Below are 20,163 nucleotides of genomic sequence, written 5' to 3' on the forward strand. Positions count from 1 at the left end.
GGCTCAGCAATTGGTTCAGGCTCAGCAATTGGTTCAGGCTCAGCAATTGGTTCAGGCTCAGCAATTGGTTCAGGCTCTACGCTATCGTTAATTGATGACTCATAAGCTTGAGGCAAGTTAGAAAAATTATCTATAACAATATTAGTATCAGCCATTTTGATAGACTGATTAATATTGGCTGTATCTGTTGCAAATGCACTTTCTGAGAAGTGAGCTTCATTGCCCGTCATCTTATTAGCACTTTGCTCAACACTATTATTAACTTCTTCATTAATAGCAACTTGCTCATGAACATTACTGACATTATCAAGACTATAAGGTTGCGGTTCGTGCAATGATGCAACATGACCTACAGGAGCTATAGGTTCTGATATATCTATTGAGCTAGTTGACTCAATAGAATGAGACTTTAAGACTTCATCAATAGGTAATGGGCGAAACGCTAATAGACGTAAGATACACATTTCAAGTGCTTGCATTGGCGTACTAGCAAGCTTGATACCTTCGCGTGCTTGTACTACGATTTCATAATACAACTGCAAAACATCAGGACTAATATGCTGGGCCAGTGCATTAATATCTTGTGCTTGCGCTTCATTTACATTTAAAGCAACTTCCGGTAATAGCTGCGTCAAGGCTAATTGATGCAATAGTTCAGCGAGTCCATCAAACATGCTAGTGGCATCGACCATTTGCGCGCGCATCTGCTCAATATGAGCGGCAACTGCAGACTTATCATGGTTGTAAATATCAGTAATCAAGCTTACCAAATCAGCGGCATCGATTAAGCCAAGCATGGCATTAACTGTCACATCATCAAGCGCACCTTGACCAAAGGCAATCGCCTGATCGGTAAGAGACAGCGCATCACGTACAGAACCTTTTGCAGCACTTGCCAGCTGCCAAAGTGCAGGCTGCGTATAGGCAACTTGTTCTTGAGTCAAAACGTTTGCTAAATGCTCACTAAGCAATGTCTGCGGCAAAGGACGCAGCACAAACTGTAAACAGCGCGAGATAATAGTAATCGGTAGCTTTTGTGGATCGGTGGTCGCAAGTAGAAACTTAACGTGCTCAGGCGGCTCTTCTAAGGTTTTGAGTAGCGCATTAAAGCTGTGCGTAGACAGCATATGCACCTCATCAATAAGGTACACTTTATAGCGGCCTTGGCTCGGCGCATAAGGGACATTGTCAAGTAGCTCACGTGTGTCTTCAACTTTGGTACGCGAGGCTGCATCAATCTCAATTAGATCGATAAAACGACCTTGATCGATGGCGACACAATTATCACAAACACCGCAAGGCGTACTGGTCACGCCAGTATCACAGTTCAAACACTTAGACAAAATACGAGCAATCGTGGTTTTACCAACGCCACGTGTCCCAGTAAACAGATAAGCATGATGCAGGCGATTATAATCAATCGCGTTGATCAACGCTTGCGAGACGTGCGTTTGCCCAATTAACTCATGGAAGTTTTTGGGGCGGTATTTACGCGCTAGAACTTGATATTGCTGCGACATAGCTATCCATTGTGCCAAGTGGTTAGAATTCTTATTTTGAGTATGTTTTTTGAGTGCTTATTATAGCAAAAAGCCAGCGCATTCGTCTGGCTTCTTGCTGATTCAAAAATGACTTTATGTCCGCTCAATAAGCAATTGTAACTAAAGATTGATTAAAGAGCGATTGATCACTAGTCGTTTTTGCGGCGCATATGCGGAAATAAAATCACATCACGGATGCTGGCAGAGTCAGTGAATAACATGACCAAACGATCAATACCGATACCCTCACCTGCTGTCGGGGGTAAACCGTAAGATAAGGCTTCAATATACTCTTCATCAAAATGCATGGCTTCCACATCGCCAGCGTCTTTTTCAGCGACTTGACCACGAAAACGTTCTGCCTGATCAGCCGGATCATTGAGCTCACTAAAGCCATTAGCCAATTCACGACCACCAATAAATAGCTCAAAACGATCGGTAATTTCAGGATTGTCATCGTTGCGGCGTGCTAACGGTGAAGTCTCAGCAGGATATTCAGTAATAAAGGTTGGCTGACGTAATTGATGCTCAGCCGTCTCTTCGAAGATAATGGTTATCAATTTACCGATACCAAAGACGTCTTTTACTGGTTGCTTAAGCGTGTTCGCTACATAATCCGCTAAGTACTCACGGTCATTAATACGCGACATATCGAAGCCTTCAGCATATTTTTCAATAGCTTCAGTCATAGTTATACGCTCAAATGGGGCTTTTAGACTGATACTTTCTTCTTGATAAGTAATTTCAGTAGTGCCTAAAATGTCCATCGCCAGCTTATTAAATAGACGCTCGGTTAAATCCATCAAATCATGATAATCAGCATAGGCCTGATAAAACTCAATCATGGTGAATTCAGGATTATGGCGCGTGGATACACCTTCGTTACGGAAGCTGCGGTTAATCTCAAATACTTTTTCAAAACCACCAACGACCAAGCGTTTTAGGTAAAGCTCAGGAGCGATACGTAGATACAACGGCATATCTAGCGCATTGTGATGCGTCACAAATGGACGCGCAACGGCACCACCTGGGATAGGATGCATCATCGGCGTCTCGACTTCCATGAAGCGCTCATTCAACATAAACTGACGAATGCCGCTGATCACTTGACTGCGAATCACAAACGTATCACGAGTCGTCTCATTGGTCATCAAATCAAGATGACGATTGCGATAACGCGCTTCTATGTCAGCTAAGCCATGAAACTTATTTGGCATTGGGCGTAGTGATTTGGTCAGTAAATTAAACTCTTCAATATGCACATATAAATCGCCTTTACCTGAGCGACCAATATAGCCTGATACGCCAACGATATCGCCTAAGTCTAACGACTTGATGCTCGCGAGCGTCTCTGTATCCAACTCTTTACGTGCTACATATAACTGAATACGACCAGTCATATCTTGAATGACAATAAATGCCCCGCGGTTCAGCATGACGCGCCCAGCCACATTGACCTGTGTTTTTTCACCTTTAGCAGCGTTATCTTCAATCTCTTGCTTTGATACGCCTTCAAAGGCTGCTTGCAAGTCTTGCGCATAATCAGTGCGTTTAAACTGATTTGGATAAGGCTGTTTACCTGAAGCGCTAATATCATCTAGCTTAGCTTGTAGCTGAAGGATAAGCTCATTCGCTTCTTCTAAAGTTGGGGCTTGGTCTTGGTTTGGGTTGTTGGGCTTTGACATAACACTCTCAAAATTGTTGGATAATTAAATGCACACATTAAAATAATAAATTTATCTTGATGACGAGCTGCTGATTATCATGATAATGGCTGGTAGATTTATTTTACTAGCTACTTATTTTCTTACTCACCGCCGATACTGGCCATCAAGTCCGCTTGATGCTCACGTAATAGTGAGTCTAGAATCTCATCCAAATCACCTTCCATAATTGAATCAAGCTTATATAAAGTCAGATTGATACGATGGTCAGTCATACGCCCTTGCGGAAAGTTATAGGTACGGATACGCTCTGAGCGATCACCACTACCGACTAAGTCACGACGGATAGAATCTGCTACATCGACTTGCGCTTGAACTTTAGCTTGTTGAATTTTAGAAATCAGCATTTTCATAGCATGAGCACGGTTTTTATGCTGACTGCGTTCTTGCTGACACTCTACCACGGTACCGGTAGGAATGTGAGTTAAGCGTACGGCTGAGTCAGTAGTGTTAACGTGCTGACCACCTGCGCCACTGGAGCGAAACGTATCCATTTTTAGATCTGCAGGATTGATATCAACGCTGTCATCGATTTCAACTTCTGGCATTACTGCAACGGTACAAGCTGAGGTATGTACACGGCCTTGACTTTCAGTCTCGGGTACACGCTGCACACGGTGAGCGCCTGATTCAAACTTTAGACGACCATATACACTGTTGCCTGACACACGACTGATAATTTCTTTATAGCCGCCATGCTCACCTTCATTAGCTGACAGCACTTCCACCGTCCAGCCTTGAGTTTGCGCGTACTTTTGGTACATGCGGAACAAATCACCAGAGAATATTGCCGCTTCATCACCGCCTGTACCCGCTCGAATCTCTAGAAATGCTGGTACTTTATCATTGGGATCTTTTGGCAGCATCATGACGTTGAGCGCCTCTTCCATCTCTACGATGGTATTTCGGGCGTTATCAATCTCATCCTGCATCATCTCTTTCATTTCAGGGTCTGAGGCGTCCACTAGCATACTTTCAGCATCAGCTTGATCGGCTTCTGCACGGCCATAATTCAACCACAAAGTAGTGATTTCCATCAAGTCACTGTGTTCAACCGACAGCTCACGGAATTTATTATTATCGCTGATAACACCAGGATCGGACAATAAAGCGGTAACCTCTTCATAGCGGTCTACCATCTGGTCTAAGCGCAAGCGCAAGGATTCTTTCATAAAAGGGCTTTTTTAAATGAGGGAAATAAGATGGCGATTATAGCAAATTTTTGCAGTGAAATTAAAACCACTGCGTAAACTTAATCTTTATACCGATAATTAGCGCTGAATTTGCCCAAAATATAAATTTTAAACCATAAAAAATAGCCAAGATTGCTCTTGGCTATTTTATTTACTATAAGACTGGGCAGTCAAATAAGGCTAATTTTAAACCTTACGTACTATTACTGAACCAATAGAGTAACCTGCACCGAATGAGCAAATCACGCCCAAATCGCCAGATTTCAAATCATCTTTATGACGGTGAAAGACCACCATCGGGCTTGATGAGCTAGTATTAGCAAATTCAGCGATAACGCTTGGTACGATAGCTTTATCCGCCTCTTTGCCCATTACCGTACGCAAAATAAGATCGAGCATATTGGCATTGGCTTGGTGTAGCCACATCATTTTGACTTCACTTGGCTCAAAATCATTCTCTTGTAGATGCTGGAGTATAATTTCCGAGACTTTCGGGCAGACTTCACGGAATACCTTGCGACCATTTTGTAAGAACAACTTATCCGTTACTGGCTCTTTGATATCAGGATACATTTGCGTTTCAGCCGCCAAGAACTCTGAGCGATCCATAAAGCCGTATTCGTTTTTGATATTAGTTGAGAATTCAGTAAATAGTTTACTGCTTAAAATCTCATAGCCTTTAGGCGTGTCCAATTCTTCTACAATACAAGCAGTTGCGACATCACCAAAAATAAAGTGACTGTCACGATTACGCCAGTTTAAATGTGCAGAGGTAATCTCAACGTTAACCACAGCGACACGTTTAGCGAGACCAGATGCAATAGAACCATGTGCTTGTGATAGTCCGAAAGTCGCGGCACTACAAGCAACGTTCATGTCATAAGCATAGCCGCCAACCATCCCAATTTCTTTTTGAATCTCAATAGCGACTGCAGGATAAGTGCGCTGAAAGTTTGAGCAGGCAAGTATGATACCGTCTAAATCATTGGCTTCAAGCCCTGCATCAGCAAGCGCATCTTTGAGGGCTGCCGCACCCATTTCGGCCATAATAGACAGCTCTTCGCCCAGATTACGATAAGCGATGACTGGTGCCATAATTTCAGGATTTAAAATACCGGCTTTTTCCATCACATAACGTGATTTAATGCCCGATACTTTTTCAATGAATTCGGCTGATGAATGTTGAAGTGCAGGAATAGTGTCATTGGCTATCTCGTCAGCATGTTGCTCGTTATAATTGTCAACATACTGGTTAAATGACTCTACTAGCTCTTCATTACTGATGCTAAAGGGTGGTATATACAGGCCAGTGCCGGTGATACAAGTCGTCATGATAAGCTTCCTTGTCTACTACTATTTGGCTTATGAATAAGCGTAAAAAAAGAGAAAATAGCGCAAGTCTAATTTCGGTGAATAACTGTAAACTTAAAATCGATGTCTTTATTATGCCTGAATATTATTATTTTTCTAATACTTTGTTACAAATAATCAATTTCACGTCAATAATTGGCAAAGGCTGACGTCATCGCTGCCTAGCTACTATATAATTAACCTCAATAAAAACTATTCGATTTTGTCAAAATAATAGCTAGGGAACATAATGGAAGATCTTCTTAATTGGTTATTCGGACAGTACGCCGACTATCCTACACTCTTTATTATACTTGAAATCATTGGCGTTATATTTGGCGTTGCTAGTGTGTTACTTGCCCGCAAGCTCAATGTACTGGTCTTCCCTATTGGTCTGGTTAGTACTGCTATTTTTGTGTATTTGTTGTGGGAATGGCAACTGTTCGGGGACATGTTTATCAATGCTTATTACACGGTGATGGGCTTATATGGCTGGTTTAACTGGTCAAGAAACAAAGAGGCAGTTAAAGAGAGCGATAAAGGTTCTAGTCAAGACGAAATCAGTATTGAGCATATTCAATCAAGTGATTTGCCAATCATGGCATTATTAGCGACTGCTACGGTTGCCTTTGTGGCATTGGTTTATTATTTCCGTCCCGTGATCAACAATGGTTTTAGCTTCGATGGCGCAGTACTAGGGATGCATTTATTTACTTGGGTTGATTATACCGATATGCTGACCACCGCGCTCTTCTTGATAGCTATGTGGCTGATGGCAAGTCGTAAAATCGAGCATTGGCTGCTATGGATAGCCGCTGATGCTATTTCAGTTCCGTTATATTTCTATAAAGGCCTTACCTTTACCGCACTACAATACGTAGTGTTCACTCTCATCGCAGTTTGGGCATATTATGAATGGCAACGACGCTACCGCATTCAATCTCACGCAGCATACGTATAAATCGGTCATCAAGGTTGCCATCTTAGGTGCAGAAAGCACTGGTAAGACTACTTTATCTCGTGATTTGGCAGCATATTTTGGTAGCCCTTGGGTGCCAGAGTATATGCGTATTTATTTGCAGGAGAAATGGGATAACGAGCAAGTGACATGCACTTGGGACGATTTGTTACCAATTGCCCAAGGTCAAATTGATCTGGAAAATAAACTCACCCAGCAAGCGGCTCAAAACCTGCAACCTAGCCGAAACCCCAATCCCAACCCTGAAACTCAAAAATATCTATTCTGTGATACCAGTTTGTTTGAGCTAATGGTTTACTCTAATTGGTATTATGGTGACTGTCCTGATGCACTCACACAGGCAGCACTGTCACATCATTACGATTTAATACTGCTAACAGCAGTAGATATTCCTTGGGTCGCTGATGACTTGCGAGACAGTCCGCATGAGCGGGAAGAGATAAGTGCTTATTTCGAAAGTCAGTTAAATTGTCATGACAAAAACTTTAAGCGAGTTGGCGGTGATAGAGAAGAGCGAGTTCGGCAAGTTGTAGAATGTTTAAAAGAATTAGATAGTTAATATATTAATGCTTAGGCTATTTTATTAACAATTAATTTATGTTGATAGTTATCAGTCCTGCTATCACCACACTCAAACTATCGTTTATTAGGAATTTTTTTGAAAGCTACGTTATACACGATTATTGCTCTAATAGCCTTTGCCGCAAACTCTCTGCTTTGTAGGATGGCGTTAGCTGAAGGCTATATTGATCCTTGGAATTTTACTATTGTTCGCCTATTAGGTGGTGCTGTTTGCCTTGCAATAATCATGAGCGTGCATACACGCAAGCTAAAACATAAACACACTGTTAATAGTAATAATACCAATACCGCAGCTATCGCAATTTTAGAAGATCCTATTTTGCAAGACAAGGGCAGCTGGTTCAGCAGTATAAGCTTGGTGGTTTACGCGCTTTGCTTTTCGCTCGCCTATGTGGAGCTTGATACTGGCACTGGCGCGCTTATTTTATTTGCAGCGGTCCAGTTCACGATGATTGGCTGGGGCATCTACCAAAAAGAGCAATTAAGTACAGTGCAATGGGCGGCTCTTTTTATAGCCTTTACAGGTTTTGTTTACTTGATGCTGCCTTCAGCGGCAGTGCCTTCGCTTTTTGGGGCAGTGATTATGGCAATGAGCGGCATTGCATGGGGAATTTACAGTATACGCGGCAAAGCCTGTGTATCCCCTCTTCGCGCTACTGGTTTTAACTTTATTAGAAGCCTTGTCGCCCTTCCCCTATTGTTATTGATAGGAATGAGTTATCTAGCCGATGTTAGTACAGACGGTGTCATATTAGCGAGCGTATCAGGAGCAATTACCTCTGGCGTTGGCTACAGTCTTTGGTATGTGGCGATGCCGTTGTTAAAAAGTACCCAAGCAGCTGTTGTGCAGTTCTGTGTGCCAGTACTGGCAGCAATACTAGGTGTGGTGTTTTTGTCTGAACAATTAACCCTGCGATTTATTATTGCCAGTGTGGTTATTCTAGGTGCTGTCTCGGTGTTTGTTTTAAACAAGAAAAAACCTAAACTTTCTATTCAAATAAAAACCAGTGAATAGTCGCTCGCATTAATGAAAAAAACCGTTTAGGCAATACCTTGAAACACTTTGAATACCATATTAATGGTAAACAACAACGCGAAAAAAACGCTATATTGTAATATACTGCTTTACATCTCAAACGATAAATTTACCAACATTATTGAGGATTATTATGAAAAAATTATTAGCCGTAGCACCTTTCGCAGTATTATTGTCAGCCTGTGCAACTAACGCACCAACTGTTACAACACCGACTACCAATGCTCAACAAGTCGTTCAATCATTTACATGTGAAGACGAGGGTGTCATTACTGCTACTTACGCAGCGAATGGTCAAGCTGCAGACTTAAATGTTACTTTGCCTAAAGTTGGCTTGAGCAATGCAAAAATCACAATGAAACAAGCTGTATCGGGTTCTGGCGCTCGTTATGTCAACGATGTTAATCCTAAAACGACTTACGATTGGCAGACTAAAGCTGATTTTGGCATCATGACTGTAAAATCTGATAACGGTCAAGAATATCAAGTTAATTGTGATATCTAATAAATAATAACAGTCACAGTTATTGCAGATAGCCAATAAAAAAAGCCCACGTAATATATTACGTGGGCTTTTTTGTGCATTACATTTCCATAGCATTTTTCAATAAAGCCATAAATGAATGCCGACGTTAAAAATATGGCGAAATTTCCTTTATTAAAAGCTGTATTTTTATTTCAAACAATGATTAGGTGCAAATATTTATTAACAGAGTTTATATTTCCATAAACTTTCCATCTAATCTACATATGTTCTCTCTATACCCTCTCTATGATGTTATCTAATCCATTGACAATATTAGTAGCCGTCGATTCAAACATCATTTAGAGGAATGCGCATGCAAAAAACACTGCTTAATAAACTGTACATCATCGTTGGCCTTTGCATAATCTTCGCTGTTGGTCTGACTATGTTTCGCACTGTGATCTCCGAACGACAACATTATGCAGATATCGTCGTAGCAGAGATTGCCGAGCAGCACGTCAATCCGCAAGAGGTTATTACCCCATTTATCGCTATCCCAACCACTGTAACGCCAGAATGCTTAGTAGATTTAGAAAACGCTACTAAATGTAAGCCGTCCTATTCAGCCATCGAAACTCTCTTTGCGACTCAAACGCAGGCCATAGAAAATCTTAAGGTCAGTACCGACACTTATCAGCGCGGGGTTTATCATGCTACCAGCTACGATGGTGATATAAAATTTGACCAAAACTATGCGTTAGGCCAATACGTTAAGGATTTAAACTATACACCTAGTATCGACCTTAATGCTAATGAAACCCAAGCATCGTTAAATACAGAATTGAATACTGATAAATTACAACCAAAACAGACGGTTTTTCATTGGGACGAAGCCAAGCTGATTATTCCAGTGTCAGACTTACGCGGCGTTGCCATAACACCAACGGTAACCATTAATAACAAGCAAATCAAAGCGACTTACCCGAAAACACCTATGATAAAAGGCTTAACGTACGTTGAAGTTCCTGTTCCTCAAGACATTTTAAATTCTCAAGATATGATAAAGCCATCAAATAACGGTAATTTGGTTGGGCGAAATGGAACAGGTGACATTGGTGATAACTTAGCCAGTCAAAGCTTATCCATTAGCCCTGATAACTCGCAAACTTCTAATCTAAGTAACGATGCTGCTAATGCTGTAGTTAGTAGTACTGAAACTGTCATTAGTGAAGCTGACAAAGCTAGCAAAACTGATGCGCTTAAAACTGGAATGATTAAAATTATAATCGACCTGCCTTTATCCGGCATTAGCAGCCTAAATACGGTACCGACTGGGCAAAGCTTTACGTTAGCCATGCAAAGCAACTGGCATGCACCAAATTTCATTGGAAAAGCGCTGCCAAATATGAAAAACTTTACTTCCAATGGCTTTGAAGCCAACTGGCAAAATGAATATTTGACTGTTGCCAACAATCAACGCCTATCACAATGTTTAAGCACACCTAACAATCAATGTAGCGTCATAAGTAAAGCGGGTAATCCTTTAGGTATTGATGATGTAGTATTGGTAGAAGAAGGCGCAGCAACTTCTAGGAGTGCCAATAGTACCCATCTAAACAGCTTTGGCGTAAGTTTTGCTGAGCCTAATGATGTCTATCTGCAAACTGAGCGTACCTTAAAGTATGCATTGCTATTGATATTGGTCTCGTTCGGTACATTCTTCTTATTTGAAGTGATTAAATCTAGCCGCATCCATCCTATACAGTACTTATTGGTCGGCTGCGCCCTATTGGTCTTTTATGTCTTATTACTGCCGTTAGCTGAGCAAATCTCCTTTTGGAAGGCCTATGCGACTGCAGCGACTGCTTGTGTCGGCCTGATCGGTTGGTACACCTACTATGTGCTCAATGGGGTAAAACGAGCCCTTATTTTTACTGCGATACTAGCAGGACTATACGCTGCCTTTTACGGCATTTTAACAGTAGAAGATTTAAACTTGCTGCTTGGTGCAGTATTCTGCTTCGTTGTACTCGCCAGCGTGATGGTCTTGACTCGTAAAATTGACTGGTATCAAGTCACTTAACTGTCATCAAAAAATGACCAATAAATAACGATCAAAAACATTTATAAAAAACGAATAAAAAAGAGCAAAGGTAGCCTTATGTTACCTTTGCTCTTTTTCTGATATAGCAGTTTCTCTAGCAATTTTACTTTCTTCTACCAACATATTGTACGACAGCACTTAAACCTTGATGATGCTTGCCTTCTGAAATCATACGCTGTTTTTCAACGCCAATAATTTCTTCTAGCTCAGCCAATTCTGTCTGCAAATTTTCTAGTGAATTAAAACGTTCTTTTTGCGCAGCAGGTGGTCCGCCGACGGCTTCCATATCAAGTTGCTGCTCGGTATAAGCCTCGACAATAAACACGCCATTTGGTTTCAATGCTGGTGCAATCTGCGCATGAACGTACTGACTAACAGTTTTAGGCATATGCGCCCAAATAGAGACAATCCCATCCCACTCTCCTACACCAAATTGATAATCGGCCAAATCAGCTATTTGAGTGATGATTTCAACGCCCCGCTCACTAGCCAGTTTCAAGGCTTTATTTAAACCCACATCGGATAAATCCATGGCAGTCACTTGATAGCCTTGCTCAGCTAAAAATACCGCGTTCCTACCTTCGCCTTCTGCCAAACACAGTACTCGTCCACCTGCTGGTATGTGCTGGAACTGCTCTTCCAAAAAATCATTTGGTTCTGTACCAAAAGCAAAGCCTGGTTCGCTGTAGCGTTCGTTCCACATATCGTTTTCCTTTTCTATTTTATTTAGCATTCTAATTATTATAGTTATATTACCGTGGGTACAACTTCATGGAAACTGTAATTTCGAAGATAAAAATACTCACATTTATAACAGTCATAATTAATCTAGAAATAATTATGCATTGATTAACCTACGCTTGCTAAGCGTAATAGCAATGTAAGAAAAATATAATTAAAAGCATGTTATAACAGTGGAAATAAAACTTTAAATTAAGTTTTTCTTAATATAACCTACCGTACTATTAGACGAACTACATTAATATCAACTCATACTGGTTAAACGTGAGCTATTGAGTACGTAGTTTAACGTGAAATAAAAATACCTGATTTCAGAGGCATTTTTACAACCTTTCAGAATATTTATAAATTTTAGAGGAATTTATGAGTTTAAAAAATACCAGTTATAACTACGGTACTATAGCAAAATGCTTGCATTGGGGAACGGCTTTATTATTCTTAGGTGCTTATGCGAGCGTTTATTTTCGCCATTGGTTTACGGTAGATGATACGCCTATTAACTGGACGGCACTTCAGCTACATTTATCTTTCGGTGTGAGTATTGCCGTTTTAGTGGTGCTGCGTATTATCTGGCGTATGATGAACCGCACCCCAGACGAAGAACCTGGCACTAAGATGGAACATCTCGCAGCCCATGCTGGACATTTCGCTTTATATGCGGTCTTGATCATTATGCCAGTTACAGGCTATTTAGGTTCTAAAGTGAATACGGAATTTTATTTCTTGTTTGATATTCCGATGTTTGAGAGCACTTCATTGTTCCGATCTGTCATCCGTGATGGGATGGGTATCAGCTATGAGGCATTTGAAGCACCATTAGATTTCCTTCATAAACAAGTATTCGGTAAATGGTTGGCTTGGATGCTCGTCGTAGGACACATTTTGGCAGCTTTATATCATCACTATGTGAAAAAAGATCGGACGCTTATTAAGATGACGACTGGTGGTGAAGGATGACATTCTGATAGAGTTATGTTGATAAAGTAAAACCCACAACTTTAATTGGTCGTGGGTTTTTTATTGAGTTGTCTAAAGTTCGCGTATGGTGTGACCAGCGCACCCGTAAAAAGTATATCGCATGAAATTGGTGCGTGAGAGAAATCCTACGCGCATTTAATTTTGTAGTTGAAAGCACTCTAATCACGATTGATATTTGTAAAATCATAGCCTTGCCGCTAGCCGTGATTGAAGCGGTAGCTTGGTGGAATGTGGGGCATACAGCACCTTGCACGTTAGAAAATCAAAGATTTTCTCTTGCGTTGGGGCAAAGCAGTGTTTTGCTTTATCCCGCCTCAGGTCGCTCAAATGTTGGAACGCTACTGTGTTTAGGCGCTGTGCCCCATAGATAATCAACTACAAGCAAAAAGCGTGATGGGCTCCAAGATATTCAAAACTTTAAAAATCGGTAGGTTACGCATCCGCTAACCAACTCTATCCCAAACCTTACTAAGCCGCTTCGGTGATACTGCCATACGAGTTTTCATCGGCTGGGCAAATAGCTGAATGCGATATTCTTCCACCATCCAGCGGTACTCACTGATCGCCGTATCACTAGCACGATTGCTCAGTCGCTCCATATGTAAATCCAGCGCATAAACGCCATCAAGATCGGCTTCAAGATTGTGCTCAAGGCGTTCGATACGAATCTCCATCGCCTCTAGATAGCGCGGATACTGCTGCCAATGACTGTAATCCATCCGGTAGACAAAGTTGGGTAGATGCAAATCCTCTAGCTGGTCTTCGATATCATCGATAGACTCACCAAATACTTCACGATCAAGCATCAGCAGACTTTGACGAATACGTTGCCAGCGGGTGTAGACGTTTTTGAGGGTTTTTATAACGCTTTGACCCGTCAATAAGAAGTTGCTTAACACCACATCAAGCGTTTGATTGTATTCCTCAGGAGTAAATGGCAGCTCCTCACTCAGTCCAATCGCGATATCATCAGCGCTCTCAGGTAGATCGGCACTATGATCGAATAAGACATAATGCTCCTCAAGTGCCGCATCTAAAGTGGCATCGATGACGATGGTTTTTAACTTTTCCATATCACCAAGCGGTGCAAATGCCAATTTAAATATCTTATCGACTTGGCTGGTCAGCTGTTTTTTCTTGGCGCCAAGCTTACCTTTGATTAATGTCAAAACCCCGATACGGTGTGCCTGCAATGCGGCATTCACATCGGTGTATTGATGAATCGATACCGCCTCACCTGACGCGTCTGCTACGAGCGCAGCAAACTGCTTCATCACCACGCCTGCGCTATGATGGTTTTTGCTAAAGGCAAAATGCTCAGGGAAATCCGTATGCGCGCCTTGCTGCTCATTCACGGCTTGTCTGGTCTCAGAAGCATGGCGAATTTGTAGCGTTTGCAGATCACGACCTTTTTCGATAATGCGGTTCTTGTCATCGACCACGCAGATTTGCGGCTGCAAATAACGATCAATGCTAGACGGATCAAACTTATCAGGTGTCACTGACATAATGCCGCGACGATTTAGCGCTTGGCAAAGCTGCTTAAGCAATCCTTGTCCGCCCTCTGGCTGTAGCTCATCAAACAAGCTATCGGCAGTATCAGGAATCGGTACGATTTGGCGGCGGATGTCTTTGGGCAGAGATTTAAGCAATTGCAATACCAGCTCATAGCGCCAACCGGGTACGCCCCACAATAGCTCAATAGCATCAAGCTGCGGTAGCGCGACAAGCGGCACGCGAATGGTCACGCCATCATCATCGCTGGCAGGGTCAAAGATATAACGTAGCGGCAGTTTTAAATCGCCCAACTGCCACACTTCTGGGAAATCACCTGTGGTCGGTGCTTGGCTGTTAAGTACGTCATCATCGGTAAAGAATAGATATTTGCTATCATTCTTCTCTACCTCTGCGCGCCAATCTTCAAAAGCTTTACGACTGGCAACATGCTCAGGAATCTTTTTATCATAGAACTGGTATAGCGTCTCTTCATCAACGAGCAAATCACGGCGACGCAATTTATCTTCAATGCGTTCAATGTCCGCAATTTTGTCCATATTGTGCTGTAAAAACGGCGCTTGGCGACCAAAGTTACCCGTGACCAGACCATCACGTATAAAGATTTCTCGTGACTCAATCAGATTGACTTGCTCATAGTTGGTCAGCTGCTTACTGATAATAATCAGCCCAAACAGACTAATCTGCGCGTAAGCTTTGACACGTCCCGTCTTCTTCGACCAATGCGGCTCAAAGTAGTGATACTTTAATAAGTTACCTGCCGCTGAAATAATCCATTCTGGTTCAATTTTGGCAACAGTACGCATAAATACTTGCGAGGTTTCGACCACTTCAAAGGCCATGACCCAAGGCGGTACTTGTTTGAACACGGTACTGGCTGGGAAGATTTTGGCTTTTTGCTGACGAGCTGCTAGATACTCACCACGATTCTCGGTTTTATGAGCAATCGTAGATAATAAACCTGTTAATAACGCGCGATGCAAATTGGCATATTTAACCGCTTTAAGTTCTTCATCTTCAATCGCGGTAGGGTCGCTAGTCGTATTTTCCAAAAAAGCCTTTTTATCACTCCCTTTATCTGCCTCTTTCACATCAGTCAGCTTAAGCTCAGTGACCATTTGCATCAACTGACGATGGGTTTGACTCCATTCACGTACACGCGGGAAGCTCAAATAGTTTTTCTTCGTAAACTGCTTACGCTGATTACCAGACAGCTTATTGCCATCCTCGTCTTTTTCAAACAGTGCTTTCCACAGACTTAAATAGAATAAAAAGTCAGAGTCATCTTGACGAAATTCTGCATGCTTTTGATCCGCTTGCTGACGTTTATTGGCTGGACGTTCACGTGGGTCTTGCACGGCAAGCGCTGCCACAACGATAAGCATTTCTCGAATACAGTCAAAGTCAGAACCAGCAACCAGCATACGCGCCAGCCTTGGATCGATCGGCATACGTGCCATCTTTTGACCAGTAGGCGTCAGACTTAAATGATCGAGACCTTTTTTTGGTTTTGACTTGTTGGTTTGATTCGCAGAAGTTGCTTCGTTTTTAGACGTAATCGCCCCTAACTCATCAAGCAATTTATGCCCATCAGTGACCAAGCGACTATCGGGCGGCTCAATAAAAGCAAAATCGTCAACACTACCTAAGCGCAGGTTTGCCATCTGTAAAATAACTGATGCCAAGTTAGTACGCAGAATTTCAGGTTCCGTAAATTCTGGACGACCTGTAAAATCTTCTTCGCTGTACAGACGAATACAAACACCTGGCGCGACACGACCGCAACGCCCTTTACGCTGATTGGCAGCGGCTTGCGAGATGGCTTCAATCGGCAGACGCTGTACGCGTGAGCGATAAGAATAGCGTGATATTCGTGCAAAGCCTAAGTCAATGACATATCGAATACCGGGTACAGTAAGCGCGGTCTCAGCAACGTTGGTGGCGATAACGATACGCCGACCGCGACCTGAGGGTTGAAAAATACGTTGCTGCTCTTCGTAAGTCTGCCGTGCAAACAATGGCAACACTTCGGTATGCTTGGGTCCATGACGTTCAAGCACGTCTTGGAGCTCACGAATCTCTGCTTCAGTGGCGGCAAATATTAAAATATCCGCTTGGTCGGCATGACCTTTATTTTGCGCATCGCTGAAGCATTCTTCAACTGCGGCAACCACCGCACGCGGTAGATTCTCTTCAAAGTCGTCGTAGCTGTCATCATCCGAGCTATTCACCGGCTCATCAGTGAGCGGACGGTAACGAACTTCCACTGGAAAACTACGGCCTTCAACATTAAAAATCGGCGCAGGGACGTTGCGCTTGAGCTTATTATCATAACGGCTAAAGTATTCACTAAAGCGCTTGGTATCAAGCGTTGCTGAGGTAATAATGATTTTTAAATCTGGGCGTTTTGGTAGCAACTTTTTCAGATAACCCATAATAAAGTCAATGTTTAAGCTACGCTCATGCGCTTCATCAATAATAATAGTATCGTATTTACTTAAAAATCGATCATGACCCAATTCCGCCAATAAGATACCATCAGTCATAAGTTTAACGACTGACTGCGCGGTACCTTGTTCATTAAAGCGAATTTTAAAACTGACCGTATTACCAAGCTGCTCGCCCAATTCTTCGGCGATACGGTTTGCCACACTACGGGCTGCTAGTCGCCTTGGTTGGGTATGCCCTATTTGCCCAGTGATACCACGCCCTGCCAGCATTGCCAATTTCGGCAATTGGGTGGTCTTACCAGAACCCGTCTCACCTGCGACAATGATGACTTGGTTATCGATAATAGCCTGAATTAAGTCATCACCACGTTGGCTAACGGGCAGATCAAGATTTAACTTAGCAGGTAAATTTTCAGGAATACTATCCATACGTGCCTGCACCGCTTGCTGTGAGCGGGTTTTAATTTTGTCATACTGCGCACGTTTTTTAGCTAGCTCATCAACTGCTTTATTATCAGAATCGCTACTGGCTTTCTTATTGTTAGCAACAGCAGCACGCGCCAGCTCACGCTCTAAGCGACTTAAATAGTAACTGTCTTTTGCCAGCACTGGTAAATCAGTAGCAATATCAGCTTGAAAAGACGCTTTATCACTGTTTACTGTAATATTTGAATTTTCGTTATTTAAGCTTATAGAATTATTTTCTTTGCTAGCTTTGTTTTCAGTAAGGATTTCTGAGACATTCTTAGAAGTATGGGGCATATTTACTTAGGCTATTTATTATTTGAAAGTAGTTAGATTATGGAGGTAGTTTGGGTGTGATTCAAGTTGGTTGTAGTGTTTGCTTCGCAACTGCAAAGTCTTTTACCTATTTTCAAAACGCTTATTCAGAAATTCTTCAAGCTCATCAGTCATATCATTAAATTTAATCAGCAATGCCTGTTTGAGAATCATCCAATACGGCTTAAAACTATAAAAACAGCTAGATAGCCAACTCAATCACTACTAGTATAAACAGTCTGTTGACTAGTAGCAGCTCCCGTAAAGAAAGTCTGCAATTTTTGCAGTGGCACTCTAGGAAAAGGTAGGTGTAGCGACAGTATTAACCTCTCAAACGCTACTATCTCATCAACCAATGCCTTCGCAATGTCAGGTTGAATCTGTGAATTTTCATAAAGATTATCAATCAACCAAGTTAATTGCGGAAAATTGGCATTATTATGAACCTGATAAAGGGTGGGCAATAGATCATCAGAAATTTGGCCACGCGTTTTGCGAATCATGCCGTTTTTGTAGTACATATTTAGAGCCATACTAGAGTAACTTCCTTAAGTTTTTAACACTGAGATAACCAACGTACTCTTTATCATCTTCAGCATTTGCAAGCTCATGGTTATCATGAGTAATAGGTTCAATTAAAATCTGTACGTTTGAGACAAGGTCGTTGACGTTATAAATATCATCAATATCTACCTCAAACTTATCATCGATATGCGAGGCTGCGTTGAAAGGTGAGTCTTTATCTTTGTAAGTGAACTGTTTGTAAAATTCACTTTGTTTTGCTTGTTTAATGGCATCCGTCTGATGGGTAGCAACGATAAGTAACTTGTGATGAAATTCCTCAAAACTGCCCTGCTGATAGCCGCCTAAATTGATAAAGAACAATTTTAAACCGTTGGCATTCTCTATTTGGCTGCTTGATTTGACCAATTTGATACTATAATTATCAACCTTGCTAATAGCTCGATACGAATCAATATGCCATTTATTTTTTACTTCTGGCCAATGGCTGTTGATGTCTGCTATCAACTCGCTGACTTGGTTAGCAACTCCAAAGAAAATATCATGCTGCTCAATTACCCGACCCTTAGGGCGAGCGCCTAGTTGAATCATGAATAATGTTAGCATAGAGAACTGCCTTATAGATGAACAACTTTGTAGGTAAAATAATTTTTGAAAAGAATAAACGTTAAGTTGCTTTAAATTTAAGATGACCCCGATTTATAACGACTCACCCCAGCAATAATCGTCTCCTCAATCACCCTATCGTCACCGAGCATCATCATTACAAATAATCGTTCTTCAAGGGTTTTAGTCTGTGCCATACGTCTTTCTAACAAAGGCGTTCCTGCCATATCTATCACGACAAAATCAGCTTCCTTATTAGGCATAAAGTTACCGATTTTATCATCTAGCATCAGCGACTGCGCATTGCCCAAGGTAATTTGATATAACCCTTGATGAGCGGACAGTTGGTTGTTCTGTAGCTGCTGAACTTTATAGGCTTCTGACAAGGTGACGAGCATCGATAAACTGGTTCCCGCCCCTACATCAGTGGCAATACTGACGCCGGTATAGCTTAATGTTTTAGGTAGATCAAATAGTCCACTACCTAAAAATAAATTGGACGTTGGGCAATGCGCTATCTGGGTGCCAGTTGCGCGAAGCCTTTCATACTCTGAGGTTTCAAGGTAAATGCCATGTGCTAAAGTGGTATAACGACCCAGCAGTCCCATATCCTCGTAAACATCTAAATAGCCTTTATGTTTGGGATAGAGCTTACGTACAAAAGCAACCTCATCACGGTTTTCTGCCAGATGTGTTTGTAGATAAACATTATCATAGCTGGCATAGAGCTCGCCTGCTAATTGCAGCTGTGTTGGCGTTGAAGTAATAGCAAACCTTGGGGTAATCGCCACATGTTGGCGTCCACGACCATGCCAATTATTAATAATGTCTTGCGTGTCTCGAATGCTCTGTTCAGCAGGCACACACAGATGCTCAGGGGCGTTTTGATCCATCAACACATTACCCGTAATCATGCGAGTATTAAGCCTGTGGCTTTCAGTAAAAAAGGCTTCTGCGGACTGAGGATGACTAGTAGAAAACACCATGGCACTGGTCGTGCCATTGGCGAGCAACTGATTTAAAAAGAATTGCGCGGTATCATGGGCAACCTTTGGATCACCAAAATTGGCTTCAGTGACAAAAGTATAATTATTAAGCCAGTCAAGTAGCTGCTCACCGTAAGCCGCAATCATATCTATCTGCGGATAGTGCACGTGGGTATCGATGAAGCCCGGCATAATTAGCTTATTACGATAGTCATGAATCTTTACCGTTGCTTGATCATTGATTTCAGCATAATTCGCTAACATTGCCTCGCTACTATCATAATCTACAATGTAGCCTGTCACATCATCTACAACCAATGCACCATTAGCAATATACTCAGGATAGACGTTCACGCCAGCAATGACTGGTAATAGTGTTATGCTTTTATCAATGGTTGCTGGATTTGAATAATTAGAAGATGTTGAGTTGGGTTTTTCAGCATGCGCGCGCTCAGCCCTTTGATTCAGATCATCTTCGGTAAGATAGTGCAGGAGCTGCGCTTGATAAATATGTAGAGCCATTAGTAAATCTCCCGTCACTTGGTCATACCAAACGTTTTGGTTAGAATTTAATAGTAGAGGTAGAAATCAGTATTGATGGTCTATCACT

15 protein-coding genes are annotated in these 20,163 nt (G+C 41.9%); 6 read left to right on the forward strand and 9 right to left on the reverse strand.

The window, feature by feature from the left end:
• The 4 genes from dnaX to AAEY87_RS08375 all read right to left on the reverse strand — a co-directional run.
• On the reverse strand, nt 1–1,520 hold a 1,520-nt coding region (gene dnaX, locus AAEY87_RS08360), incomplete at its 3' end, for a DNA polymerase III subunit gamma/tau (RefSeq protein WP_350656779.1).
• A 170-nt stretch (nt 1,521–1,690) separates the two neighbouring features.
• Nucleotides 1,691–3,226 (reverse strand): lysine--tRNA ligase, encoded by a 1,536-nt coding sequence (lysS, locus tag AAEY87_RS08365; protein WP_350656780.1) that lies wholly within the window; start codon nt 3,224–3,226, stop codon nt 1,691–1,693.
• A 122-nt stretch (nt 3,227–3,348) separates the two neighbouring features.
• Nucleotides 3,349–4,437, reverse strand: coding sequence for a peptide chain release factor 1 (prfA, locus tag AAEY87_RS08370; RefSeq protein ID WP_350656782.1), 1,089 nt, complete (start codon nt 4,435–4,437; stop codon nt 3,349–3,351).
• Between the two features lie 207 nt (nt 4,438–4,644).
• Nucleotides 4,645–5,790 carry a beta-ketoacyl-ACP synthase III gene (locus tag AAEY87_RS08375; RefSeq protein ID WP_068327899.1) on the reverse strand — a complete coding sequence of 382 codons (1,146 nt, stop codon included), beginning with the start codon at nt 5,788–5,790 and terminating at the stop codon, nt 4,645–4,647.
• Between the two features lie 268 nt (nt 5,791–6,058).
• Here AAEY87_RS08375 and pnuC point away from each other — a divergent pair, with 268 nt between their 5' ends.
• The 5 genes from pnuC to creD all read left to right on the forward strand — a co-directional run bounded on the left by pnuC (nt 6,059) and on the right by creD (nt 10,954).
• Nucleotides 6,059–6,769: a nicotinamide riboside transporter PnuC gene (gene pnuC, locus AAEY87_RS08380; protein WP_350656784.1), complete on the forward strand. Its 711-nt coding sequence runs from the start codon at nt 6,059–6,061 to the stop codon at nt 6,767–6,769.
• Nucleotides 6,720–7,346 (forward strand): AAA family ATPase, encoded by a 627-nt coding sequence (locus AAEY87_RS08385; RefSeq protein ID WP_350656785.1) that lies wholly within the window; start codon nt 6,720–6,722, stop codon nt 7,344–7,346. Before pnuC ends, AAEY87_RS08385 begins: the two co-directional genes overlap by 50 nt.
• A 99-nt stretch (nt 7,347–7,445) precedes the next feature.
• Nucleotides 7,446–8,384, forward strand: coding sequence for a DMT family transporter (locus tag AAEY87_RS08390; protein WP_350656786.1), 939 nt, complete (start codon nt 7,446–7,448; stop codon nt 8,382–8,384).
• 154 nt (nt 8,385–8,538) lie between these two features.
• A complete protein-coding gene (locus AAEY87_RS08395) occupies nt 8,539–8,910 on the forward strand; it encodes an MliC family protein (RefSeq protein WP_350656788.1) in 372 nt (123 codons plus the stop codon).
• A 334-nt stretch (nt 8,911–9,244) separates the two neighbouring features.
• Nucleotides 9,245–10,954: a cell envelope integrity protein CreD gene (gene creD, locus AAEY87_RS08400; RefSeq protein ID WP_350656789.1), complete on the forward strand. Its 1,710-nt coding sequence runs from the start codon at nt 9,245–9,247 to the stop codon at nt 10,952–10,954.
• 124 nt (nt 10,955–11,078) lie between these two features.
• Here creD and AAEY87_RS08405 read toward each other — a convergent pair whose 3' ends face one another.
• Nucleotides 11,079–11,678, reverse strand: coding sequence for a class I SAM-dependent methyltransferase (locus tag AAEY87_RS08405; RefSeq protein WP_068327915.1), 600 nt, complete (start codon nt 11,676–11,678; stop codon nt 11,079–11,081).
• Nucleotides 11,679–12,079: 401 nt separating this feature from the next.
• Here AAEY87_RS08405 and AAEY87_RS08410 point away from each other — a divergent pair, with 401 nt between their 5' ends.
• On the forward strand, nt 12,080–12,673 hold the full coding sequence (locus AAEY87_RS08410) for a cytochrome b (protein WP_350656790.1): 594 nt from the start codon (nt 12,080–12,082) through the stop codon (nt 12,671–12,673).
• 464 nt (nt 12,674–13,137) lie between these two features.
• On the opposite strand, the gene hrpA is transcribed toward AAEY87_RS08410, so the two are convergent.
• From hrpA to guaD, 4 genes are all read right to left on the reverse strand, one after another.
• Entirely contained in the window at nt 13,138–17,421 is a 4,284-nt protein-coding gene (gene hrpA, locus AAEY87_RS08415) for an ATP-dependent RNA helicase HrpA (protein ID WP_350656791.1), read from the reverse strand.
• A gap of 233 nt (nt 17,422–17,654) precedes the next feature.
• Nucleotides 17,655–17,972, reverse strand: coding sequence for a hypothetical protein (locus AAEY87_RS08420; RefSeq protein ID WP_068035980.1), 318 nt, complete (start codon nt 17,970–17,972; stop codon nt 17,655–17,657).
• A 1-nt stretch (nt 17,973) separates the two neighbouring features.
• Nucleotides 17,974–18,567: a DUF1543 domain-containing protein gene (locus tag AAEY87_RS08425; RefSeq protein ID WP_350656793.1), complete on the reverse strand. Its 594-nt coding sequence runs from the start codon at nt 18,565–18,567 to the stop codon at nt 17,974–17,976.
• Nucleotides 18,568–18,644: 77 nt separating this feature from the next.
• A complete protein-coding gene (gene guaD, locus AAEY87_RS08430; RefSeq protein WP_350656794.1) occupies nt 18,645–20,075 on the reverse strand; it encodes a guanine deaminase in 1,431 nt (476 codons plus the stop codon).
• Nucleotides 20,076–20,163: the final 88 nt, after the last annotated feature.

It is taken from the genome of Psychrobacter sp. S1-30-MNA-CIBAN-0213, from assembly GCF_040309845.1.
Lineage (GTDB): Bacteria > Pseudomonadota > Gammaproteobacteria > Pseudomonadales > Moraxellaceae > Psychrobacter.

Coding starts and splice junctions, on each gene's coding strand:
- hrpA (WP_350656791.1), bottom strand. CDS start 17,421: ATGCCCCATACTTCTAAGAATGTCTCAGAAATCCTTACTGAAAACAAA.
- lysS (WP_350656780.1), bottom strand. CDS start 3,226: ATGTCAAAGCCCAACAACCCAAACCAAGACCAAGCCCCAACTTTAGAA.
- AAEY87_RS08395 (WP_350656788.1), top strand. CDS start 8,539: ATGAAAAAATTATTAGCCGTAGCACCTTTCGCAGTATTATTGTCAGCC.
- prfA (WP_350656782.1), bottom strand. CDS start 4,437: ATGAAAGAATCCTTGCGCTTGCGCTTAGACCAGATGGTAGACCGCTAT.
- AAEY87_RS08375 (WP_068327899.1), bottom strand. CDS start 5,790: ATGACGACTTGTATCACCGGCACTGGCCTGTATATACCACCCTTTAGC.
- AAEY87_RS08420 (WP_068035980.1), bottom strand. CDS start 17,972: ATGGCTCTAAATATGTACTACAAAAACGGCATGATTCGCAAAACGCGT.
- AAEY87_RS08405 (WP_068327915.1), bottom strand. CDS start 11,678: ATGTGGAACGAACGCTACAGCGAACCAGGCTTTGCTTTTGGTACAGAA.
- creD (WP_350656789.1), top strand. CDS start 9,245: ATGCAAAAAACACTGCTTAATAAACTGTACATCATCGTTGGCCTTTGC.
- AAEY87_RS08425 (WP_350656793.1), bottom strand. CDS start 18,567: ATGCTAACATTATTCATGATTCAACTAGGCGCTCGCCCTAAGGGTCGG.
- AAEY87_RS08410 (WP_350656790.1), top strand. CDS start 12,080: ATGAGTTTAAAAAATACCAGTTATAACTACGGTACTATAGCAAAATGC.
- guaD (WP_350656794.1), bottom strand. CDS start 20,075: ATGGCTCTACATATTTATCAAGCGCAGCTCCTGCACTATCTTACCGAA.
- AAEY87_RS08385 (WP_350656785.1), top strand. CDS start 6,720: ATGAATGGCAACGACGCTACCGCATTCAATCTCACGCAGCATACGTAT.
- pnuC (WP_350656784.1), top strand. CDS start 6,059: ATGGAAGATCTTCTTAATTGGTTATTCGGACAGTACGCCGACTATCCT.